Raw genomic sequence first — 18,871 nt, 5'->3', positions numbered from 1 at the left:
TTAACAATTGTCTAAAAACACCCGTTCGGGGTGAAGGTGACTTAAAAAATCGTGATGGGAAATATGCCAGCCATAGGCTCCAGCCAGCAGGAAAGCGACACAATCCCCAGCTCGAAGCTGTTTGATCCGGACATCGCGGGCAAGAATATCCTTCGGCGTGCATAGCTCGCCACACAGCGTGACGGGCGCATCGTGAACCGCAGGACGCGGAAATGGGTAGGGCCAGCTTTCACGTTCCAGTATGATGAAAGGATGGTTATGCTGCCACGAAACCGGTAACCGGAAGTGGTGCGACCCCCCGCGGAGGATGGCAAAATGTTTGCCATAAGTAGTCTTCACATCAATCACTTCACTCATGTAGCAACCGCAATCTGCTGCGAGAAAACGCCCGCACTCGAAGACAATCCGAAACTCGGGCTGACGCGCAGCAATGAGCGCCGACAGGCCTGCGCAGAAATTTTCCCAGTCAAAAGATGAACCCGGATCAGCATAATTAACGCCAATGCCACCGCCGACATTCAGCCAGTCAAATTTCAGCCCGTAGTGACGTTGCCAGGCTTCTGCCAGATCAAAGTAATGCGCTATCAGAGCAAGATGGGTATCCGGATCCAGATTGTTGGAAATGGCATGGATGTGCAGGCCCTTGAGGCGAACACCCGGCAAGATTTGAATGAGCCGGAGCAAGTCAGGAATCTGTGCTTCTTCGATACCAAACTGGGTCGCCTGTCCACCCATGTGCAATGTTGCCTCTTGCGGCACATGAGCCGGGTTCACACGGAGCAGAACGTCCGCAACTTCGTGACGGCATTGAGCGATCCAGTCAAGGCGCCGCAGCTGATGCTCGCTTTCCACATGGATCAGCATAATTCGCTGATCCAACGCACCTTCCAGTTCGATGTCACTTTTCCCCGGACCGCCAAATACGATAGGAACAGCGCTATCAACTGCGCGTACACGCTGAATTTCACCCAGTGATGCCACTTCGAAGCCGTCGGTGTGATTGAGCAGCGTCTTCAATACCGGTTCATCACTATTGGCCTTGATCGCGTAAAAAAGCTGGCACTGTGCAGGCAGGCTGCAGCGCAGGATGTCGGCGCGCCGCCGCAAATGAGCCAGATCATAGACATAAGCGCATACAGGTTGAATATCGGCCGAACCAGACTGGGCGCGACCATGCAGATAGTCGTACAGGCGTTGCGGATTCATTGCTCAAGCACCTTGGCCTGGTGCTGTACCAGATGTGATGCCATGGCACGTCGCGTAATTCCACGATCGTCCCCAAGAATAAACATGCGAACCGAATTGTGATAATCAGATTCAAAATCCCCTGCTATCCTCGGCAAGCCGCAGAATATCCTGTTGTGGCGTTCTGCTGCGGCGCGAACAAGCAATACCTTTTTACGTACATCCGGATGGTGGGTTTGCCAAGGCAAGCCCACCGATTGCGAAAGATCTGCCGCACCTGCCAGTAATACGTCTACACCTTCCACCGCAGCAATTTCATCAATATTCTCTATCCCTTCGCAATTCTCAATCATTGCCACCACCAAAGTACATTTTTGCGCGATACTCGTGAATCTGGCGAGGTCATCTCGCCCATAACGGGTGTGCAAAGTGGCATTCAGGCCGCGCTCCCCGAGCGGAGAGAAATGACAAAGACGCACCGCATCCCGTGCCTCCTGCGCCGAGTGAATATGCGGAAATACAATACCTTCCGCCCCGGCATCCAATGCCTGAAGAATTTGGTGAGGCGACGCCACCCGGACCAGCGCCGCAATGTTGCTGGCACGGGCTGCCAATAGCATTGCAGCAAGCTGTTCGGTGCTAATCAGCGTGTGTTCCAGGTCAATTACGACGAAGTCATAACCGGCGGCGGCGATTATTTCCACGCTGAGCGCGGCAGGTGTAGAACAGAACAAGCCATAAACAATACCGCCCGTTTCCAGGCGTGCTTTCAGATGCATGATGGCTCCCCGGATTTTGCAAGGGGATTGCGTGCAAGTTGTGTACGTAGCCGGATTTCGGGTTGGAAGCGCCGGCTGGCAAGTAACTCGACACCCACTTCACTGGCAAAGCAATCAAACAATAAATAGCGTGCTTCACTCCGAGGGTGTCGCTTCTGGTGTGCCTGCAATACTTCCCTGGTAATTTGCCAGAACTGTTTTTCCGTCATGCCGTAGTGGCACTGAAACAACCAGGCCAGTTCTGCAAGATTGACGAAGAACAGTGCATCAAAGGTGAAATCCCGTAATTCCTCAGCGTTTTCGCTTTCCAGAAAAGAATTGGGATTGATCTGCGTGTGTTCGGGCGGTGGTGCAGCAAGCACAGGTGCTGGCGCAGATAACAGCGCTCTGCAGAAACGTACGCCATCGTGGAAATCCTTTAGTGCTACGCGCGCCGGCAACCCTTCCTCCACCAGCAGGATCATATTCTGGGCGTGCGACTCCAATGCGATCCCATGTTCCCAAAGCAGATGCAGTACCGGCAGATATACCCGCTCTACCAGCCGCTTCAGCCAGTGCTCGAATCCATAGCGCTGAACCCATGGATCGATGAAGGGCTTCCCGTCGATATCAATATGCGTGATGGCAGTCATCGGCACTGCTCTCTCGCCCAGACGTAAATGACTATGTACACTTTCGCGCCAGATGCACGACAGTGCGCCATACTGGCCATGAGCGAGAGCCACTGGCGTGAAACTCGCACCGGCCACTTCACGCAGCAGCACAGGACGTGCCAGGGGTAGTGACCAGTCGGTACGCTCGACCAATTCATGTAACCAGTCGCTGATGACCGGCGCGTTCTGCACCGTGTGGGGTGCCAGTACCCGCGAGGTAGATGTATTGACGAGGTTCATCGAAAGCTTAAGTGACAGGCGGTTGTGGGCATTCAAATTACTCAGGGTGCGGATCGATTGCTGGGGCAAGTATTGGTCAGGTAACAGACCCAGCGCCGACAGCTCCCCTTGTGCCAGGGATTGGTGATAGCAGGGCAGCACGACTTCATCCCATTGCCACGGGTGAACCGGTAGTGGTAAATAATCGCCGGATCGCAAAGATCGTCGGGATAACTGATCACAAAAATACTGCCAGCCGGGTTCACCCAGCAGCACAATGCCTCTTTCCGCATCATTGCTCAGTGTTTCACTGACTGACCACTGGCAACGATCCCGGCGTACGGCGAGCAATAGTGGTCTTATCGAGGCCGTGATTTCAGGGGCATACATTTCGTTGTCATCCAGCGAGAAACCCACCCGTGACTTGTAGACCGGATGATAGAGATGACCATCGGTCAGCCTTGCTTCCAGCATGTCATAGTCCGTATTACGTAACAGCTTGCCGCTGCGCGCGAATAACGTTTGTGCATCCTTGATCTGGGTAGCCAATAGCTCGGATGCAAATTGGCTGAGCCGTAGTTTGTCAGCAACCAGCCAGGGCGAAATTTCTGTCAGGAATAACGCGGGATCGCAAGCTTCATGGGCAATGCCGTCGTTGATGCGCAGCAGCGGTGTAGTAATGCGTACGCGGCCAAAGCTCATGGTTTGGCGGGCCTGACATTGGTAGCTGAGAAGAATGTTATCCGCACGAAGGCCAGGCAAATTCAGTGTTTCTCCGTCCCAGGTGCAATGCGGTAAAGCACGCTCGAATAAAAGTGCCTCCAGTAGTTGACGTAACACGCGGCGGCTCGCCTGGCGGTAAACTGGACTATCAATCAGGCTTTCATAATCAAATGGATTCACTGGTTTACTTTTGCGATCATTGGATTGGGTATCTCAATCCATGATGGACATTCCCCCTGTTGTTGGAAACTGCTCAGCATGTTGGCCTTGGCTGGCAATGTTGGCTGTGTGAGCAATTGATCAATCAGGGGATCATCGAATGAACGCAACATGGATGTAATGTCACGCCACAGTACTGTCTCAGTAGTCAATCCGGTGCGAGCCAGACAGGCAGCCACATGGCCTATATGATTAACCAGTACGTAATACTGGAAACGGTGCCAGGCCTGTTCCTCCGGGTAGAGAACCGGGCTGTCGTCAGGCAGATGATCGGAGAATTGGAAACGTGTACGACTGATACTGGCCCCCTCCATGTCTCGTACATAACCACGAGATGGCCAGCCTTCATGAAAAGCGATCAGCGTGTTTTGCAAATGGGCTTCAAGACTGATGCCATGCTTCAGAAAAAGATGTAACAACGGCAGCAGGGTGACATCCAGGTAGCATTTCCACCATAAACGGATCAATTTCTCACTGAGTGATTTTCCCTTGGCAGATAGCCGCAACAAGGCCAACAATGGGATTTCTCCGTTAGCAGGCTCTTCTAGTACTGCCACGATTGTTTGGACGGACTCGGATTCAGTTACCGGCATTGCCTGCCGGTACAGCACAGCACAGGCAGCACGCAAGGCTTCGTCCGGTAATTTCAGCGTCTGGCTTGCCAGTTCAGGAAGAATACGAAATGTCGACTGCCCGAAGATATATTGCGGCAGCAGCGATAGAGCCAGGCTGGCATCCAGCGCTCGCCTGATCTGTTCAGACGGATTGTTGCGTATAAAATTGGTGATGCGGATATTGAGCGATAGCTTCAGAAACAAATTCTGATGGGGTAGCCAGACCGTGCGCACCGATGAGGTGGGCCAGGCCACTTCACCCATTGGACCGAGCGAAATCAGCTTTCCTTGATTTATTTGTGCGCTGATTTCAGGCAGGCTCAGCAAATAATTGGCTTGCCAGGGATGGCAGGGCAAGAGCCGGAAATTACCATCAGCAAGCAGATCGCGGCAGAACAATGCTACTTCCGGGTCAATGACAGGCTGCTTCTCGCTGATAGCGTGAGTTTCCAGTATTCCGGCTGCGACCGCGAAGTAGTGCAGGCGAAATGACGCACCCAGTTCAGGTGCGTAACGCTGCGAATCTTCTTCACTGAAACCTTCCGCAGCCTTGGAGGTAACATGAAAAACGTGACCAAAGCGCAGTCCCTGCTCAGCAAAGAGGAAAGAGGGGCGCCCCTCGACGGGTTTATGCAAATGGAAGCGGCGAACCTGGGCGATACTGTTTCGCATCAGTGTTTTTAAGCGGGTACGATTATGATCAGCCGCTTCCACAGACTGACTGGCGATCACAGTGAGCGCATCAGCGATCAGATCAGTCAGCAGTGCCATGTCTGTTGTCAAGGGCTGCCAGTTATCGGATCGTCCAATCCAGGCGAATGGTGCCAGCCGGTGATAGCCAATCGGTGAAAAATAAGCAAACGCACCCACCAACTGGTATCCGGTTTTTGCAAGCGAAACCAGATATGGCATCAGGCTGGCAGCACGCCAGGCCTTGATATGCGCATGCAGTTCAACTGGCCCTGCATCATCTGCAGCGAGACGTGGATCGAAACAGCCTGTTTCCCGGCAATAGGTGTTGACATACTGTTCTGCCAGGCGTCGCTCTATCGGTGCCATTCTTAATAAATCTGAAGACATTGGAATCATTTTTTTAACGCTATCAATGAAAAATCAGCAGTACGATCACTGAAAACCAGCAACCCGGCTGCAAAAAACAGCATGGCAACAGGCCAGATAAGATCAATGGGAGAAAGAAACGACAGCAAGAATAAAATGAGTAACGGGCCGACCAGCTGGCCGACGACCATGAAACTTCTGCTTAATCCGGTTACATGGCCATATACCGAGATGGGGAGTTGACGACTGCAAGCAAGCAATACCGATTGCATCAATGCTGCGTAACAAGCACCCTGGGTTATCCGTAATAGTGCGACAATCCAGATTTCATCGGTAAAGATCAGCAAACCGGCCGATAGCGCGCATCCCATGGCAGCAAACGTGAAGTAGCGCCGCGGTTCACCGTGATCGTTCAGCTGACCCCACCATGGGGCAGCCAGCATCGTCGCAAGCCAGCCCAGCGCGTGCAAGAACCCGATCTTGCTCGCCATTGTCCCGATAGCAGGAAAACGCGCCACCAGATAGAGCGCGAAGACATTGACAAAGGCAAATGCGGCTGCCTGAATAAAACAGGCCGCGAGCATCCAGTTACGCAGGTTTCTGTCACCAAGTACGGTGCGCAATCCGGCAAAAGGCAAACCGTCCGAAATTCCTGTAACTTTTTGCGGCTCGCTGAGTTGAATCCACAATATTCCACCCGCGATTCCTGTGAATACAGCACTCGCCAACAACAGTGGCTTGAGCGACCAATAGTCCAGCATCATGCCGCCCAACAGCGGACCAATCAGTGCTCCGCACGCAATAGCGCTTTCCTGCAAACCCAGTGAGCGTCCGCGAGCAGCATCATTGCTGACATAGCCAATGAAAGCGGTGAGCACCACGCCTATAGTGCTGATGCCCTGTAGCAAACGGCCCAGCATGAAGCCGTACACATCCGGGCTCAGCGCCATCAACAGCATGCTGGCAATAAATACGGCCAGCGACACCAGCAGCATCCGTTTATAGCCGAAATGATCGCAGCATTTGCCGACATAAGGAGCGAAACACAATGTACCGACGGCAGGTGCTGCCAATGCAAGACTGCTCCAGTACGCTGCGCTCTCGGTATCCATCTGTTCCAGCGTTTCAATGTATAGCGGCATGATGGGTACAAAAATCATCAGCCCAAGTGTGGTAACAGCCTGACAAATCAGTAGCAGCGTAAGGTTGCTTATGCCTGCCATTATCACGACACCTGTCTGTTGTGTTCCGGCCACGACGGATTGCCGGCTAATAAGGGATTGGGCAAACGTCCCATGGAACTGGGCATACCGGTGCCGAAACTTGTGATATTAAACAGTGGCGCAAGTAACTGTTTAAAAGGCCATTCCATTGCCTCCAGCAGTATTTTTCTTGCCGGTCCAGCCGTTTCAACCGGTAACGGAGCACGTGCCAGACAGATTTCAAGCGCCTGACGGACGATCCCCCAGCCATGCGCTTCATCCCGGCCATAATAGGTAGCCAGTGCAGCAAGAATCGCATACAGATTGACCTCGATTGCCAGGGTTTGCAGATAAGCCAGCAATTCTCGCGGGGTATTCAACTCCAGTGTATTAGGGGTACTGCGATTGATTACATAATCCGGAATCGTGATATTTTGGCTCTGCATTAATGGATGGCACACACGCAATGTGTCGTGATCACGCAGCACCAGAGCAGTAATTTTCTGGTTCTTAAAGGCAAGTAATACGTTCTGCCCATGCAGCTCCGGCATAACGCCGTATGCAAAACAGCGCAGCCCCAGTTCAAGCAAGACCTCGGCAATATTGCTGAACAGACGCCAGGCGACATCCTCCGGCATTGTGGCGCCGATCAGATGATTGAATACTGGTAACTTGCCATCAGCCGAGATTGCAGGCAAAGCTGCCATCGGAATGAGTGTTGCACCGGGGAGTGCCGGATAACGGCGAATCATGCAAGCGAGCTCGCCTGGTTCGGCTTCGAGTGAATCGCACTGACTCAATGCCCACCATTCATTCTCGTCGCATAACAACAGATGAGCTGCCAGCCAGTCATCACGCCGACGCAAGGATTCGAGGCAAGTGCTGGCAAGTGTGCCGTTATGTAGATAGCGTGGCGGCAGAGCGCGAGTTGCCCCCAATGTACGAACAGAAAGTGCAAGTTTCAGATGGATGCCAGGCTTTCCTGTAACGGCAAGCGAACGCAACGATGCAGTGGGAATCGCCGTTCCCGGACCTTTGCCCAAATAAATACACTCATCGAGCCGTGGAGAATTTGATTGGTTGAGCCAGGCCCACTGCCATGGATGAACTGGCATCCATAACCAATCCTCGCTATCGACGTGGAAAACGTAAGCGGCGCTGGTCAACTTGTCACGCTGGGTAGAGTCAAGCAACCCCTCCGCCAGCGGTTGGCCAACGAGTAGATCTGCAGATTTGCTTACTATTCGTTCTCGAGGTACCGCAATCCAGTGGAGCGGGAACGATGCCATGGTTTCTGTAGCATAATCACAGCCGTGATTTCCGTTCCAATCCTTGGCACGAGCCAGGGGGTGGAACGGTCGGTCTTTCAGGCAACTCAGCGCCTCCCATGACAATAAATCTTCTGGTGCAGCCATGAGATTTTCCAGAATTTTCTGCTCATACATTGCCGTAAGTACGGCCTGATCATGAGCAAGCTGGAAGAGTCGCATAAAACGGTCTGTCCGGCTGCTCCACCAATCTGCGGTCTGCAGGACTTCGACAACCTTACCGAGTTCAAGGCTGATCGTATTCGTAGCCGTATGCAAAACCGCGTTCGAGTCCGATACCCGGAACGGGCGCAAACCGTCTGCCTTCTCCCCTTGCCAGTGTAACGACCGCATTTCGTCAAGCACAATCTCCATGACTGCTTTTCCCTGGGTATCCGGGTGCATGAGGCAATGCCCGCGGAAACCATACAGGTTCTCCAGCCAGAGTGCATCGAACAAATCCTGGGCGAGCCGGATTGCATACGGATGAGGTGGGATAATCTGCATACGGTTCAGCCGTATAGCGGCAATCGGGTACCAATCCCGCGCTCATGCGCCAGATGGTAAAAGTAGCGCGCGCAAACAATATCGTCGAGAGCCATACCCATGGGATTGAGCAAAATGATCTCATCTTCGTTCTCCCGCCCCGGTCTACCGCCAATAACGATCTCTCCAAGCTCGGCATGCAACTGTTCACGACTGAAGCGGCCTTCCAGCACCAGCTGGTTAATGATCTTCTTTTCACGATTTGACTGATCCCAATCATCCACCACCACCTTGTCAGCCCGTTCATAGACTTCCTTATGAACATCCATGATGGATATATTGCTGATGAAAGTACCGGGTTTAAGCCAATCGAAGGCCAGGTAGGGTGTGCTGGTTACGGTACAGGTTACAATCACATCAGCCGCTCGCACTGCGGATTCTGCTGAATCCGCAGTAATAAAATACACATCCGGATAGCTTTCCGCTAACAAAGCACCCAGCAATTTGGCGGCATCGGGGCACAAATCAAACAAATGAACGCACTTGATATTCGGAAACTGCTCCAGCAGCGTTTGCAGCTGCATACGTGCTATCGGCCCGCATCCGATACAAGAAACATTGGTAAAACCTCTGCGTGCCAGATAGCGAGTGCCTACAGCAGTAATGGCTGCCGTGCGCATACCACTAATCAGCCCGCCTTCCAGGATCGCGACCGGATAATTGGTCTCCGCATCATTCAGCACGATAATCGCACTGGCACGTTCAAGACCGAAATGAACCGGGTTATGCTGACGACTACCGACCCATTTCAGGCCAGCGATTGGCTGCTTGCCGCCCAGATAGCAGGGCATAGCAATGATACGGTCAGCAATGTGGTCAGCGCCCGGCCAGCGCAAATACGGTTTGAGCGGCTGTACATACTCGCCACGAGCATGTGCAGCCAGTCCGTCCGCTATCACATCGACATAAGGCTGCGAGTGATCCCCCCCCAACGAGCCGAGATCATTGCGGCTAAGGTAGAGCAGATCAGGCGAGGTATCCGGTATTCTCATGCTGTTTGCTCCTGAGGTGTGACGGTCAATTCTGTTGTCATACGTGTAAAATGACGTTCTTTCATGCGTAACAGCCACTGGTCGTTGTATACCGTGTCCAGATAGCGTTCGCCCCGGTCGGGCAAGATGGTCAGGATGCGCGCTGGTTGCAACAGATGAGTGGCAAGGCGTTGGATAGCAGCAATTACAGAACCGGATGATCCTCCGGCAAAAATTCCTTCATGTTCTACCAATTGCCGACACGCGATAGCAGATTCATAGTCATCAATCTGGATGGCCTCACCGAGCTCATCGCGTTTCAATAACTCCGGTACGCGGCTCGCGCCAAGCCCGGGCAATTCACGAACAGCTGGTGAAGTGCCGAACAACACGGAGCCGAATGCATCCACGGGGATCACCTTCATGGCAGGCCAGGCTTCGCGCAGGCGTCGCGTAATACCGTGAATGGTTCCCGATGTACTGACACCCAGCACCAGATAATCAACAGGTCGATCCAAATCTCGCAGGATTTCTTCGCCCTCGCCGTAATAATGACTCTGCCAATTGAGCTTGTTAGCATATTGGTTCGTCCATACCGCATCAGGTTGCTCGCGCAGCATACGTTTGACCTGCTCAATGCGAGTTTCCAGATAGCCACCCTGACGATCTTTCTTGGTAACAAGCTCGATATTACCGCCATAGCACTGAATGATCTGGCGATTCACAGGTGAAAGCTTTGGATCCACCACTGCGGTGAAACGCAGCCCATACATGCTGCAAACCATTGCCAGTGCAATGGCCAAATTACCGGAAGAGCTTTCGATAATATGAGATTTGGCGCTTATGGAACCATCTGCCAATCCACGTTCAATCATATAGTGAGCCGGTCTGTCTTTAATACTGCCACATGGATTGAGCATCTCCAGCTTTGCCAGTACTTCACATCGTGGATCATTGAACATACGCGAAAGACTGACTATTGGCGTCTTCCCTATACCATCAAGGATATTGTGAAGGACCATATGGAACCTCCCATTAAATAATAAAAATAATGCAAATGATAGGCATTTCACTTCAATATTGAATTGAACTTTGCCCTCTCCATTTCTTCTATTTTCGAAAGGCAAATTTGATCATAAACCGGTTGTTATCAATCCTGATCAAGACAGACAATTGCCGGATCCAGATTTGCAGCCCACCGGATGACATGGTCAAAATCCATTTCATGACTAAATAACGCCGTTTCCGGACAAGGCGCAACGATACTTGCTTGAAATACTATATTGATAGTGCTCATAGCCATATTCCCGGTGCACCGGGTTAAATTGGCTGGCTTGCCCAGAACGGGCTGACGAGCTACAGAACTGCTAATGAAGAAGAGTGCTTGAAAAACTATTGAAATCTCTTTTGCCAGCGGAGAAAAACAAAGACACTACTCTTATAAACCAACACCGTCTGGCAAATATATTGTTACTTATTTGTAATAGTTTTCATAATCACAAATAAGAATGATTACTATTATATTTATAAAAAATAAAAATACAAGTTTTTTTATCAATGATCCCCCTGTTGAGTTACCTTGGATAGGTAACCGGTCTTGCTGGCGTTCTTCAACGCTGCTGTCGGGATCATAGCCGCAAGTCCACACACCACAACAATCAGATTACCACTGATGTCGTGAATGAGAGCAGCATCAGCAGCGGTCGTATACTGGTTCAAACCACTGGCGGTATAGTCTTACAGCTGCGGATGCGCACATTAAACCGAAATGGCTATATCCGCACAATTATTAAGTTGAAGAACCAGATTATTCAGAAGTCGGCATGCCCATAAACCTGCTTCCTGTCAATACTGATACTACGTAGCGAAAGTCATAGTTTATTGTGGTGCGGCTGCAATGCTTTTCAAATAAACATTGCCAGACATTTTTACAGGATAGATGGCGTGACAGCCCCCTTTTTTTAGAGGTGATACTTAAAAGTAGAGGTATGCTGCCATGGCTAATTTCTGGATTGAGGTAAGGCTGCCCAACGCGTGAAATCCGGGTACTTTGCTAAAATCAGGAAGTCTTATTCAAAGATTTCTTAATAGTGATAGTGCGCACCGATACCAAGATATTCGACTTTATCCCTGAAGAACTGGCCGGTAGGGGAGTGTCCATTAAAATATTCCAGCAAAAACTGCAGTTTTCTGTTGAAAGTCTGGAAATTATCGAACTGGATCCCGACTCTGGCAGACAGATCAGCATCCCAGTTGTGTTGCTCATAGTTTTTGATATCTACAGCCAAAACCGGCCGTATCATTGCAAATTCCATTCTCCATGGACTTCTGAACTCTACTCCGTATTGCACTGACCAGGGTTTGATCGCTGATGGTTCTTTGCGAAAAATTCCGCCACCACCGCCGTAAACACGTATTCCGTAAGGAAATTCATAAGAAAGTCTAAGATCGGCAGCCTCATAACTCAGATTGATACGCTCTATAGTAGTGAGTTTTCTCAATAGAAATTCATCGCCAAGATGAGAACTCTGATGATAAATACGGGCAAAAGCAGAAGCATTACCTGCCCGTACGCCGGTATAAATTCCTCCGATAAAATCGGTATTGATCAGGTCAGTTGAAGAGGCACCTAAGTTGAAATCACTGAATATACCAGCCTGAAGCCCGACCTCCCATTGCACAATCGATTGCCCGATATTGGCACGATAAAATGGTATCGTTTCACCGAAGCTGACAGAGCCATTATGATTACCGTCTACATTTTTCCCCACATAATTGCGGTAAGCAGCCGAGAAATGATTCCAACGCGGGTCAGCCAATAATGGCTTGAATAAATGGCCTTCCGGCAGGAGGCCATTTGCCAGCATCGTTGAGCGCGTTACCAAAGCGCCTTTATCGACAACCGCTTCAGCCGGCTCCGGAGAAGTAAACGCAGGTTGCTGCGCGGTATATTCCACTATTTCCACTCTGGTAACACCGGGAATCTCTGAGAACAGCTGCGTAATCCTGGCATGATTCTCTGCCGGCAGCTTGTCGGCTGGCAGCGTAATATTCCCATTCCGCACGGTTAATACAGGAAGATCGATCCCGAACTGAAGTTTCAGAATGGCTGCAGCATAACCTGCAATATATGAATCATCAGGTGTCGCAGCACTTACGGGAAATGTATAAAACACCACAATTATGATGAGCGACAAGAATCTCAGGATAGCTCCACTCACAACAACTCCATTTAAACAGAAAGAAATTTTTTGATCTCGATTTCAGTCGTTTCCAACGCTCTCTCCGATTCTGCACAAAGGCTTAAGTTCACAATAAGTACAGGTTTGCGGGTATTGTTTAGGGCTCACCCCGGCTTCTCCAGCCATGAAATCCTGTGCCAGCTTCTCCATTACCTGATGCCAATCAGTCAGTACCGCATCCCAGCTTGCTGCTTCCTGAGTCTGTTTCAGTTTTTCAAAGGATTGCACGCCCGGGATGGCAGTTTCCGCACGCGTCACACCCGCAAACTGCACATTCCCCGCTCTGATTTGCGCAAATGCAATCCCGGCCAGCTCGTCAGCAAACGCCAGACTGTACAGTGGCAACTGTGGTTCATCGGGACGATCACCAAACCATGCGCTTGTTTTGACTTCGCCGGTTTTGTAGTCAATCAGCAATTCACCTCCTTCTGCCAGCGTATCAATGCGATCTATCCTCAAATAAATACGCAAACCGTTCAGCTCCAGCTCCATTTTCTGCTCCCGGCCTGATACGCGGAACGGGGTACGTTGTTTTTCTATTTCCAGCCATGCCAATACCAGCGCCAGCAACCGTTCACTTTCCAGTGCCTGCAAACGAGGGCCGAAAGTATGCGGGTAGCGCGGGGCGATTTCACGTATCGCTTCGCTCACCTTGCTGGCGACCAGTACGTGCAACTCATCAGAGGATAAATCTGCCAATACCGCCGATGAATCCAGCTCAGCCCAGATCGTTTCCATAACCCGGTGCAGCAACGAGCCACGCACTCGCGCATCCAAACCAGTCTGGATACGGCCCAACGGACGCGCACCCAGTCGTAGCTCGGCAAATGCCAGAAACGGGCAGGCGGCCTGCAGTTTGAACATCCGGCTGCCACCCGGAATCACCATCCCGGTAAAAGCAGGCGCAGCATCCTCTATCACCGTCACATGCTGCCTGTTGTGATAGAGGCGCTCTCGCCAGCGAGGCAATGATTCGCCCACCCATTCTGCCTTGTCCAAGGCTGGAAAATCTTTGATCAGCGGACTGGCATCCAGTATTTCATCACCGTTGCGCTGCGGGTAACTGATGACAACATCCGCCGCGCTAGCAGCAATTCGCTGCAACAGCGTCGCAGCTATGTGCAATTCACGTCTGGCGCTGGAGTGCGGTGCATCCGCCTTGCGCTGCAGAATCAGGGGAAGAAACGGATTGGGCCGGGGTGGTGCGGGAAATACGCCGTCATGCAGCCCCGTGATCCAGAGATGATCGAACTGCAGCCCGCTGACTTCAAACAGCCCCAACACCTGCACAGGCGCTTCTACCGATTCCGGCTGGAAAATCGTACCGGCAACCATGCGCCTGAGTTGCTGCAGCGCTTCACCCAAACTGATCGGCCGGGCCACCCAATCCAGGGTGGCAAATTCTCTCAGCACGCCCTGCCATGTCTGGACAACCTGATATTCCTCACTGGACAATCCTCGCTCACCCGGCCAACCGATGGCTTTCAGCCACTGCCCGAATCGCTGCGCCCACTCTCCCGGGCCAGCTGATACAGGTAACATTTGCATCTGCTTCATAAAACTGCCCAGACATTCAGCCAGCAATGGACACGAATAGGACTGGCCGCTGCGAGCAGCATTCGTCAGCAGTTTTTGCAATGCCAGATTCCATTCACCTGCTTCACGCAGGCGGGCATCCAGCAAGGCACGCGCATTCATTTCCTGATCTCCCCCGGCGATGAAGGAAGAACGCAGCACGCGACTGACGCACGGCAGCTCAATAATCATTTTCGACAAATCAAGAACATCCAGCGCCAGGCTGACAGGCGGGTATCGGTTAAGGGGCTTACCCAGAGACAAATTGTAAGGACGCATACGATCATGCTGATCTGGCTGCAATGCCTGCGGAATCAATACTTCATCCAGTGTCTGGCAAACCATTTCCCGCTGTGCAGCCAATTCCGGCACAACCAGCGCAATCCTCGCCGCCGGATTTTCCTCCAGACATTGCCGTATCCAACATGCTGCCTGCCAGATCTCATCACGGCCGTCTGCACATGCCAGCTTGCCGGGTTGTTGCGGCTGACCGGATAATTGCAGCCACTGCAATGAACAACCTGCCTGTTCAAGTGCATCCAGCAAAAACAATTGCTGCGGTGTCCATTCATCAAAACCGATCAATATCAGTTCATGCGGCAATCCACGTGATAATCGCAAGTCACTTGCTCGCACACATTCCACCAGTATTTCAGGCAAGTCTGCAGCAGAAAGCCAGCCGTTTTCCTGGCATCTTGCTTCGAATAGCGTGGCCAGCTGCCAGAACAAACGGGTATCAGCATTATGGTCAAAATCCGCTGCGTTACGGGGAATACGCCATGCATGCAATATCTGCCACGCTTCCATGATGCGCGTGACGGTTTCATTAACAGCATGCAATGGCATCTCACTGGTCTGCTCTGAAAGCATCTTCTGCCAGACAAAATACTCCTGATGGGCAGTAAGCAACACTCTCCGAGCGCCTTCAGTCCGGCCGGAAATAACCGCTTCCTGCCACACTCGCAGCAGCCAGGCATCCCACGGCAGGATATCCGGAACTGGCCACGCCTCGTGCCCTTCAGCAGACTTGCTCCGGCCGAATTCCTGGTGCAATGAACGTGCAAGCCGCCGGTTTCCGGCCACAATCGTTGCACAGTGATCCAATCTTTGGATAAGATCAGAAACGTTAGTCTGTCGGGCGTTACGAAAGCAGGTTGTCATGGCCGGATTTTTCACGTTTCACAAACAATTTGATCATTCATGCTGGACGCGGGCAGAGTAATGCAATTCAATTTTTGGAACAGTTTTTTTTCAGGAGAGAAAATGAACAGTATAGGAAAAGGATTATTGATTGCACTCACAATCACCTGGTCAAGCCTGGCTTTTTCAGCACAGGGCGAAGAACAAGCTGCATCCGATAATGCTGCCTCCTCCGCTCCTGCGGAAGAAACAGCTCCAGCTGCTGCCACACCCGAAACTGCGGCCAAGGCGGATGATAATACCCTGCCCAGCGGGATCGGCTGGCAACTGATACGCCGTGTTGAAATGGGCAATTCAGGAAAATTTGTAAACATGGTGCTGATAGAAAAAGGACGGCAGGCGGATAAAACAATATACAGCTCCGCCATTCACAAGCTATGCGCCAATGAAAAGGAATTCTGCAGAGTACGTTTCTGGGTGCAGAAATACTTCATTCCTGAAAAAGCTTCCCTCACGCTGGAACAGCAAAAATCCCAGCAGGCAGATCACTTGGTCAATCGTGCGGCAGGTATTCACAGAACGCTCTGGGCCTGCACCATCGATCCAACCAGTGAATCCTGCATTCAGTAGTAATTACCTCGTTTCTGAACCCACCGGACGTATTAATTCTCCGTAGGTCAGAAACAGCTCCTCCAGAAACAATCTGGAATTAAGCGGGTGGCGTGCCAGTTGCTGTGAAGCAGCCAGGTTACGCCACATAAATCCAACCGCGACCGGATTCATTAAAGCCGCCTGCCGCTTTATGCTATCTGCCTGCTGCAGATGGTAACGCACTCTCCCGCTGATACGACTGCTCATCAGGTCATAGCACCATTTCTGTAACCAGCTGGTCACGCTGGATAAATCCTGCTTGTGCAGTTTTTCAGCCAGCCCGATCGGGTCAAATTTTTCCGGCACACATAAGCTCTGAATAAAATCGGCATGAGGCGCGGATTGCTGTTCGTCATGCTGCAACGCCAGCAATGGTGAGAAACCTGATATGGCCAAACGGAAATCAGGATCCGTAATGCCCTGCCGGACAAGCCAATCTCTTGCAAGCTTATGCTCCGGAGCTGGCATTGCGATCTGCCGGCAACGGCTGAGAACAGTCGCCGGAATCAACGATGCGCCATGCGCAACCAGAATAAACAAAACCCCCTCAGGAGGTTCTTCCAGCTTCTTCAACAATGCATTGGCAGCGGCTGTATTCATCGCCTCGGCCGGATGAATCAGCACTACTTTGTCACGCGCCTGGTGGGCACTGAGGTAAATAAAATCATCCAGTGAACGAATTTGCGCAATCGTGATCTGCTGACTTGGTTTTTTGCCTGATTTAGTCCCTGCAGCCTCTACCCTGCCTTCTTCATTCTCCTTGCCTGCTGCACCACCCGGCGCTGATAACGCTTCTGGCTCCAGCAGACGAAAGTTCGGATGCAGCCCCTGTTCAAACCAGTAACAATCCTGACATTTTCCACACGCCACACCTGCTGCATCCACTTGTCCGCACAGCACGGACTGCGTCAGGCCAAACGCAAAACCCAGTTTGCCGATTCCCTTGCGTCCTTTCAGCAACAGGGCATGATGTCGCTTCAAATTCTCCGGCTGCCTGATCTGCTGCCAGAGGACTTGCTGCCACGGAAAAATTTCAGCCACGGTCATTTTCAAAGTTATCCTGTTTTGCAAAACAATTTTTCCGCCGGATAAAAAAACTGCTCCGAATGAGCATACGGCCATTCCCGACAAACGTGCCCATATCGAAAATCCTGCAACCCGTCTGGCTGTTCATATGCTCCGATGATACAGTCGGCACTTCTTTCGGGAAACGAAAAATGTAGCATTATTCCCGTCAATTCTGAAACAAAACTCCAGCACTGACAATCGCAACAATGACAGATCAGGAAACAGCAATCAGGGAATTGCCAGATATACAGCTGCTGCCTTCATTCCGGCAGGCAACCATCTGCTTTACAGGAACCGTGTTGTTGATCGGGCTCGGCTTGTTTGTGTTTCAGATCAGTCTGCATGCGCTGATTTTCCTCACGCTGGTTTGGGCGGGTTTGCACGCACACGCGCTGGGTCATTCGTTCACCACCATTCGCAGCATGATGGATCAAGGCATCATCAAGGCATTACCGGCGATTTATATTTTCATGTTGATCGGTATGGTCATTGCCAGTTTCATGCACAGCGGCACCATTGCAAGCTTACTGTATTTTGGCCTTGATCGGCTTGATCCTGCCCTGTTTCTGGCAACCGGGTTTGTGTTGTGCAGCCTGATGTCAGTTGCAACCGGTACCTCCTGGGGCACCGCTGGCACCATCGGGGTCGTGCTCATCGGCATCGGCGATACCATGGGGATTCCCTTGCCGCTGGTAGCCGGCATGATCGTTTCCGGCGCCACGTTTGGCGACAAACTGTCACCGATTTCCGATACCACCAATCTGGCAGCCATGAGTGCCGGCACGAATCTGTACCGGCATATCGGCTCGATGCTGTACACCACCCTGCCCACATTCATGATCGTTCTGGCCATTTTCTTCGCGTGGGGTTTGCAATATGGCGATCACGCCCTGTCACAGGTGCATCTGGCCGAAATTCGCACTGCACTGGCCGGTTCCTATCGAATGGATGGAGCAATCACCCTGCTGCCTTTGCTGGTCATGCTTGGCATGAGTATGAAACGCTACAGCGCCGAAACCAGCATGACGTGCAGCATTCTGCTGGCGATGCTGATCGCTGTGGCTTATCAGGGAAAAGACAGCGTCGATGTCATCAACGCACTATGGCTGAACACACCGGGCAATACCGGCATTCCCAGTATTGATGAATTACTCGGGCGGGGCGGGCTCTACAGCATGGCCTGGACTTTGCTGTTGTCCATCATGGCACTGGCGCTGGGCGGTATTTTGCATCATGCCGGATTTCTACAGATATTGCTGAAGCGGGTGATCGCCCCGATTAACCGGGTCAGCACCCTGATTGCAGCCACCATCACCTCCGGCCTGGCCGGCAACCTGGTCATGGGAGAAGCGTATATCTCCATCATTCTCAACTGTCAGCTGTTCAAGCAAACCTATCAGGAAAAAAATCTGGATCTGGCCGTATTATCGCGCTCTGTCGAGGAAGGCTCCACATTGACCACGGGCCTGATCCCGTGGACGACAGCAGGTGTTTTTTATGCTGCAACACTGGGCGTACCGACGCTGGATTACGCCGCGTACGCTTTGCTCAATGTGCTGAACCCCCTGATTTCCATCATCATGGCTATGCTGGGAATCGGCTTGCTGCGCTCCGGACATTCCGCGAGGATTTGAATATGAACGAGAAACAGATAGATCAAAAATATGGATGATTACAATGACATACACACTGCACAGATCGCAATGGAGCGGTAACGC

The 18,871-nt window shown here is 51.7% G+C and carries 14 protein-coding genes; 2 read left to right on the top strand and 12 right to left on the bottom strand.

Translation table 11 applies throughout. The features are described 5' to 3' along the window. The 11 genes from ABO04_RS07420 to ABO04_RS07370 form a co-directional block, all read right to left on the bottom strand. Complete coding sequence (locus ABO04_RS07420; protein WP_160810043.1) at nucleotides 1–1,206, bottom strand: type III PLP-dependent enzyme; 1,206 nt, start codon at nucleotides 1,204–1,206, stop codon at nucleotides 1–3. Beyond that, entirely contained in the window at nucleotides 1,203–1,964 is a 762-nt protein-coding gene (locus ABO04_RS07415) for an aldolase/citrate lyase family protein (RefSeq protein WP_160810042.1), read from the bottom strand. Before ABO04_RS07415 ends, ABO04_RS07420 begins: the two co-directional genes overlap by 4 nt. Next, nucleotides 1,955–3,739: an IucA/IucC family protein gene (locus tag ABO04_RS07410; protein WP_160810041.1), complete on the bottom strand. Its 1,785-nt coding sequence runs from the start codon at nucleotides 3,737–3,739 to the stop codon at nucleotides 1,955–1,957. Before ABO04_RS07410 ends, ABO04_RS07415 begins: the two co-directional genes overlap by 10 nt. Further along, a complete protein-coding gene (locus ABO04_RS07405) occupies nucleotides 3,736–5,472 on the bottom strand; it encodes an IucA/IucC family protein (RefSeq protein WP_160810040.1) in 1,737 nt (578 codons plus the stop codon). Before ABO04_RS07405 ends, ABO04_RS07410 begins: the two co-directional genes overlap by 4 nt. Nucleotides 5,473–5,477: 5 nt before the next feature. Next, nucleotides 5,478–6,674, bottom strand: a complete 1,197-nt coding sequence (locus ABO04_RS07400) for an MFS transporter (RefSeq protein ID WP_160810039.1) — start codon at nucleotides 6,672–6,674, stop codon at nucleotides 5,478–5,480. A 2-nt stretch (nucleotides 6,675–6,676) separates the two neighbouring features. Continuing rightward, a complete protein-coding gene (locus ABO04_RS07395; protein WP_160810038.1) occupies nucleotides 6,677–8,467 on the bottom strand; it encodes an IucA/IucC family protein in 1,791 nt (596 codons plus the stop codon). A gap of 5 nt (nucleotides 8,468–8,472) precedes the next feature. Next, on the bottom strand, nucleotides 8,473–9,498 hold the full coding sequence (sbnB, locus tag ABO04_RS07390; RefSeq protein ID WP_160810037.1) for a 2,3-diaminopropionate biosynthesis protein SbnB: 1,026 nt from the start codon (nucleotides 9,496–9,498) through the stop codon (nucleotides 8,473–8,475). Next, nucleotides 9,495–10,499 carry a 2,3-diaminopropionate biosynthesis protein SbnA gene (gene sbnA / locus ABO04_RS07385; RefSeq protein WP_160810036.1) on the bottom strand — a complete coding sequence of 335 codons (1,005 nt, stop codon included), beginning with the start codon at nucleotides 10,497–10,499 and terminating at the stop codon, nucleotides 9,495–9,497. Before sbnA ends, sbnB begins: the two co-directional genes overlap by 4 nt. A 128-nt stretch (nucleotides 10,500–10,627) precedes the next feature. Further along, a complete protein-coding gene (locus tag ABO04_RS07380) occupies nucleotides 10,628–10,774 on the bottom strand; it encodes a hypothetical protein (RefSeq protein ID WP_160810035.1) in 147 nt (48 codons plus the stop codon). Nucleotides 10,775–11,561: 787 nt separating this feature from the next. Next, nucleotides 11,562–12,698, bottom strand: a complete 1,137-nt coding sequence (locus ABO04_RS07375) for a DUF1207 domain-containing protein (protein WP_345853151.1) — start codon at nucleotides 12,696–12,698, stop codon at nucleotides 11,562–11,564. A 42-nt stretch (nucleotides 12,699–12,740) separates the two neighbouring features. Next, nucleotides 12,741–15,455, bottom strand: a complete 2,715-nt coding sequence (locus tag ABO04_RS07370) for a PD-(D/E)XK nuclease family protein (protein WP_160810034.1) — start codon at nucleotides 15,453–15,455, stop codon at nucleotides 12,741–12,743. 102 nt (nucleotides 15,456–15,557) lie between these two features. Between ABO04_RS07370 and ABO04_RS07365 the strand changes: the two genes are divergently transcribed. Next, nucleotides 15,558–16,064 carry a hypothetical protein gene (locus ABO04_RS07365; protein ID WP_160810033.1) on the top strand — a complete coding sequence of 169 codons (507 nt, stop codon included), beginning with the start codon at nucleotides 15,558–15,560 and terminating at the stop codon, nucleotides 16,062–16,064. Nucleotides 16,065–16,067: 3 nt separating this feature from the next. On the opposite strand, the gene ABO04_RS07360 is transcribed toward ABO04_RS07365, so the two are convergent. Next, nucleotides 16,068–17,132 (bottom strand): DNA polymerase III subunit delta', encoded by a 1,065-nt coding sequence (locus ABO04_RS07360; RefSeq protein WP_160810032.1) that lies wholly within the window; start codon nucleotides 17,130–17,132, stop codon nucleotides 16,068–16,070. Nucleotides 17,133–17,359: 227 nt separating this feature from the next. On the opposite strand from ABO04_RS07360, the gene nhaC reads away from it, so the two are divergent. Beyond that, nucleotides 17,360–18,787, top strand: coding sequence for a Na+/H+ antiporter NhaC (nhaC, locus tag ABO04_RS07355; protein ID WP_160810031.1), 1,428 nt, complete (start codon nucleotides 17,360–17,362; stop codon nucleotides 18,785–18,787). Nucleotides 18,788–18,871: the final 84 nt, after the last annotated feature.

It is taken from the genome of Nitrosomonas sp. HPC101, from assembly GCF_009833125.1.
Taxonomy (GTDB): Bacteria; Pseudomonadota; Gammaproteobacteria; order Burkholderiales; family Nitrosomonadaceae; genus Nitrosomonas.
Note: the sequence above shows the minus strand (reverse complement) of the source record. Positions and strands in the feature narration are given on the sequence as shown.

What these genes read in the sequence shown, in the direction of transcription:
- nhaC (WP_160810031.1), top strand. Translation starts at nt 17,360, where the DNA reads ATGACAGATCAGGAAACAGCAATCAGGGAATTGCCAGATATACAGCTG.
- ABO04_RS07360 (WP_160810032.1), bottom strand. Translation starts at nt 17,132, where the DNA reads ATGACCGTGGCTGAAATTTTTCCGTGGCAGCAAGTCCTCTGGCAGCAG.
- ABO04_RS07395 (WP_160810038.1), bottom strand. Translation starts at nt 8,467, where the DNA reads ATGCAGATTATCCCACCTCATCCGTATGCAATCCGGCTCGCCCAGGAT.
- ABO04_RS07415 (WP_160810042.1), bottom strand. Translation starts at nt 1,964, where the DNA reads ATGCATCTGAAAGCACGCCTGGAAACGGGCGGTATTGTTTATGGCTTG.
- ABO04_RS07365 (WP_160810033.1), top strand. Translation starts at nt 15,558, where the DNA reads ATGAACAGTATAGGAAAAGGATTATTGATTGCACTCACAATCACCTGG.
- ABO04_RS07420 (WP_160810043.1), bottom strand. Translation starts at nt 1,206, where the DNA reads ATGAATCCGCAACGCCTGTACGACTATCTGCATGGTCGCGCCCAGTCT.
- ABO04_RS07400 (WP_160810039.1), bottom strand. Translation starts at nt 6,674, where the DNA reads ATGGCAGGCATAAGCAACCTTACGCTGCTACTGATTTGTCAGGCTGTT.
- ABO04_RS07380 (WP_160810035.1), bottom strand. Translation starts at nt 10,774, where the DNA reads ATGAGCACTATCAATATAGTATTTCAAGCAAGTATCGTTGCGCCTTGT.
- sbnB (WP_160810037.1), bottom strand. Translation starts at nt 9,498, where the DNA reads ATGAGAATACCGGATACCTCGCCTGATCTGCTCTACCTTAGCCGCAAT.
- sbnA (WP_160810036.1), bottom strand. Translation starts at nt 10,499, where the DNA reads ATGGTCCTTCACAATATCCTTGATGGTATAGGGAAGACGCCAATAGTC.
- ABO04_RS07370 (WP_160810034.1), bottom strand. Translation starts at nt 15,455, where the DNA reads ATGACAACCTGCTTTCGTAACGCCCGACAGACTAACGTTTCTGATCTT.
- ABO04_RS07405 (WP_160810040.1), bottom strand. Translation starts at nt 5,472, where the DNA reads ATGTCTTCAGATTTATTAAGAATGGCACCGATAGAGCGACGCCTGGCA.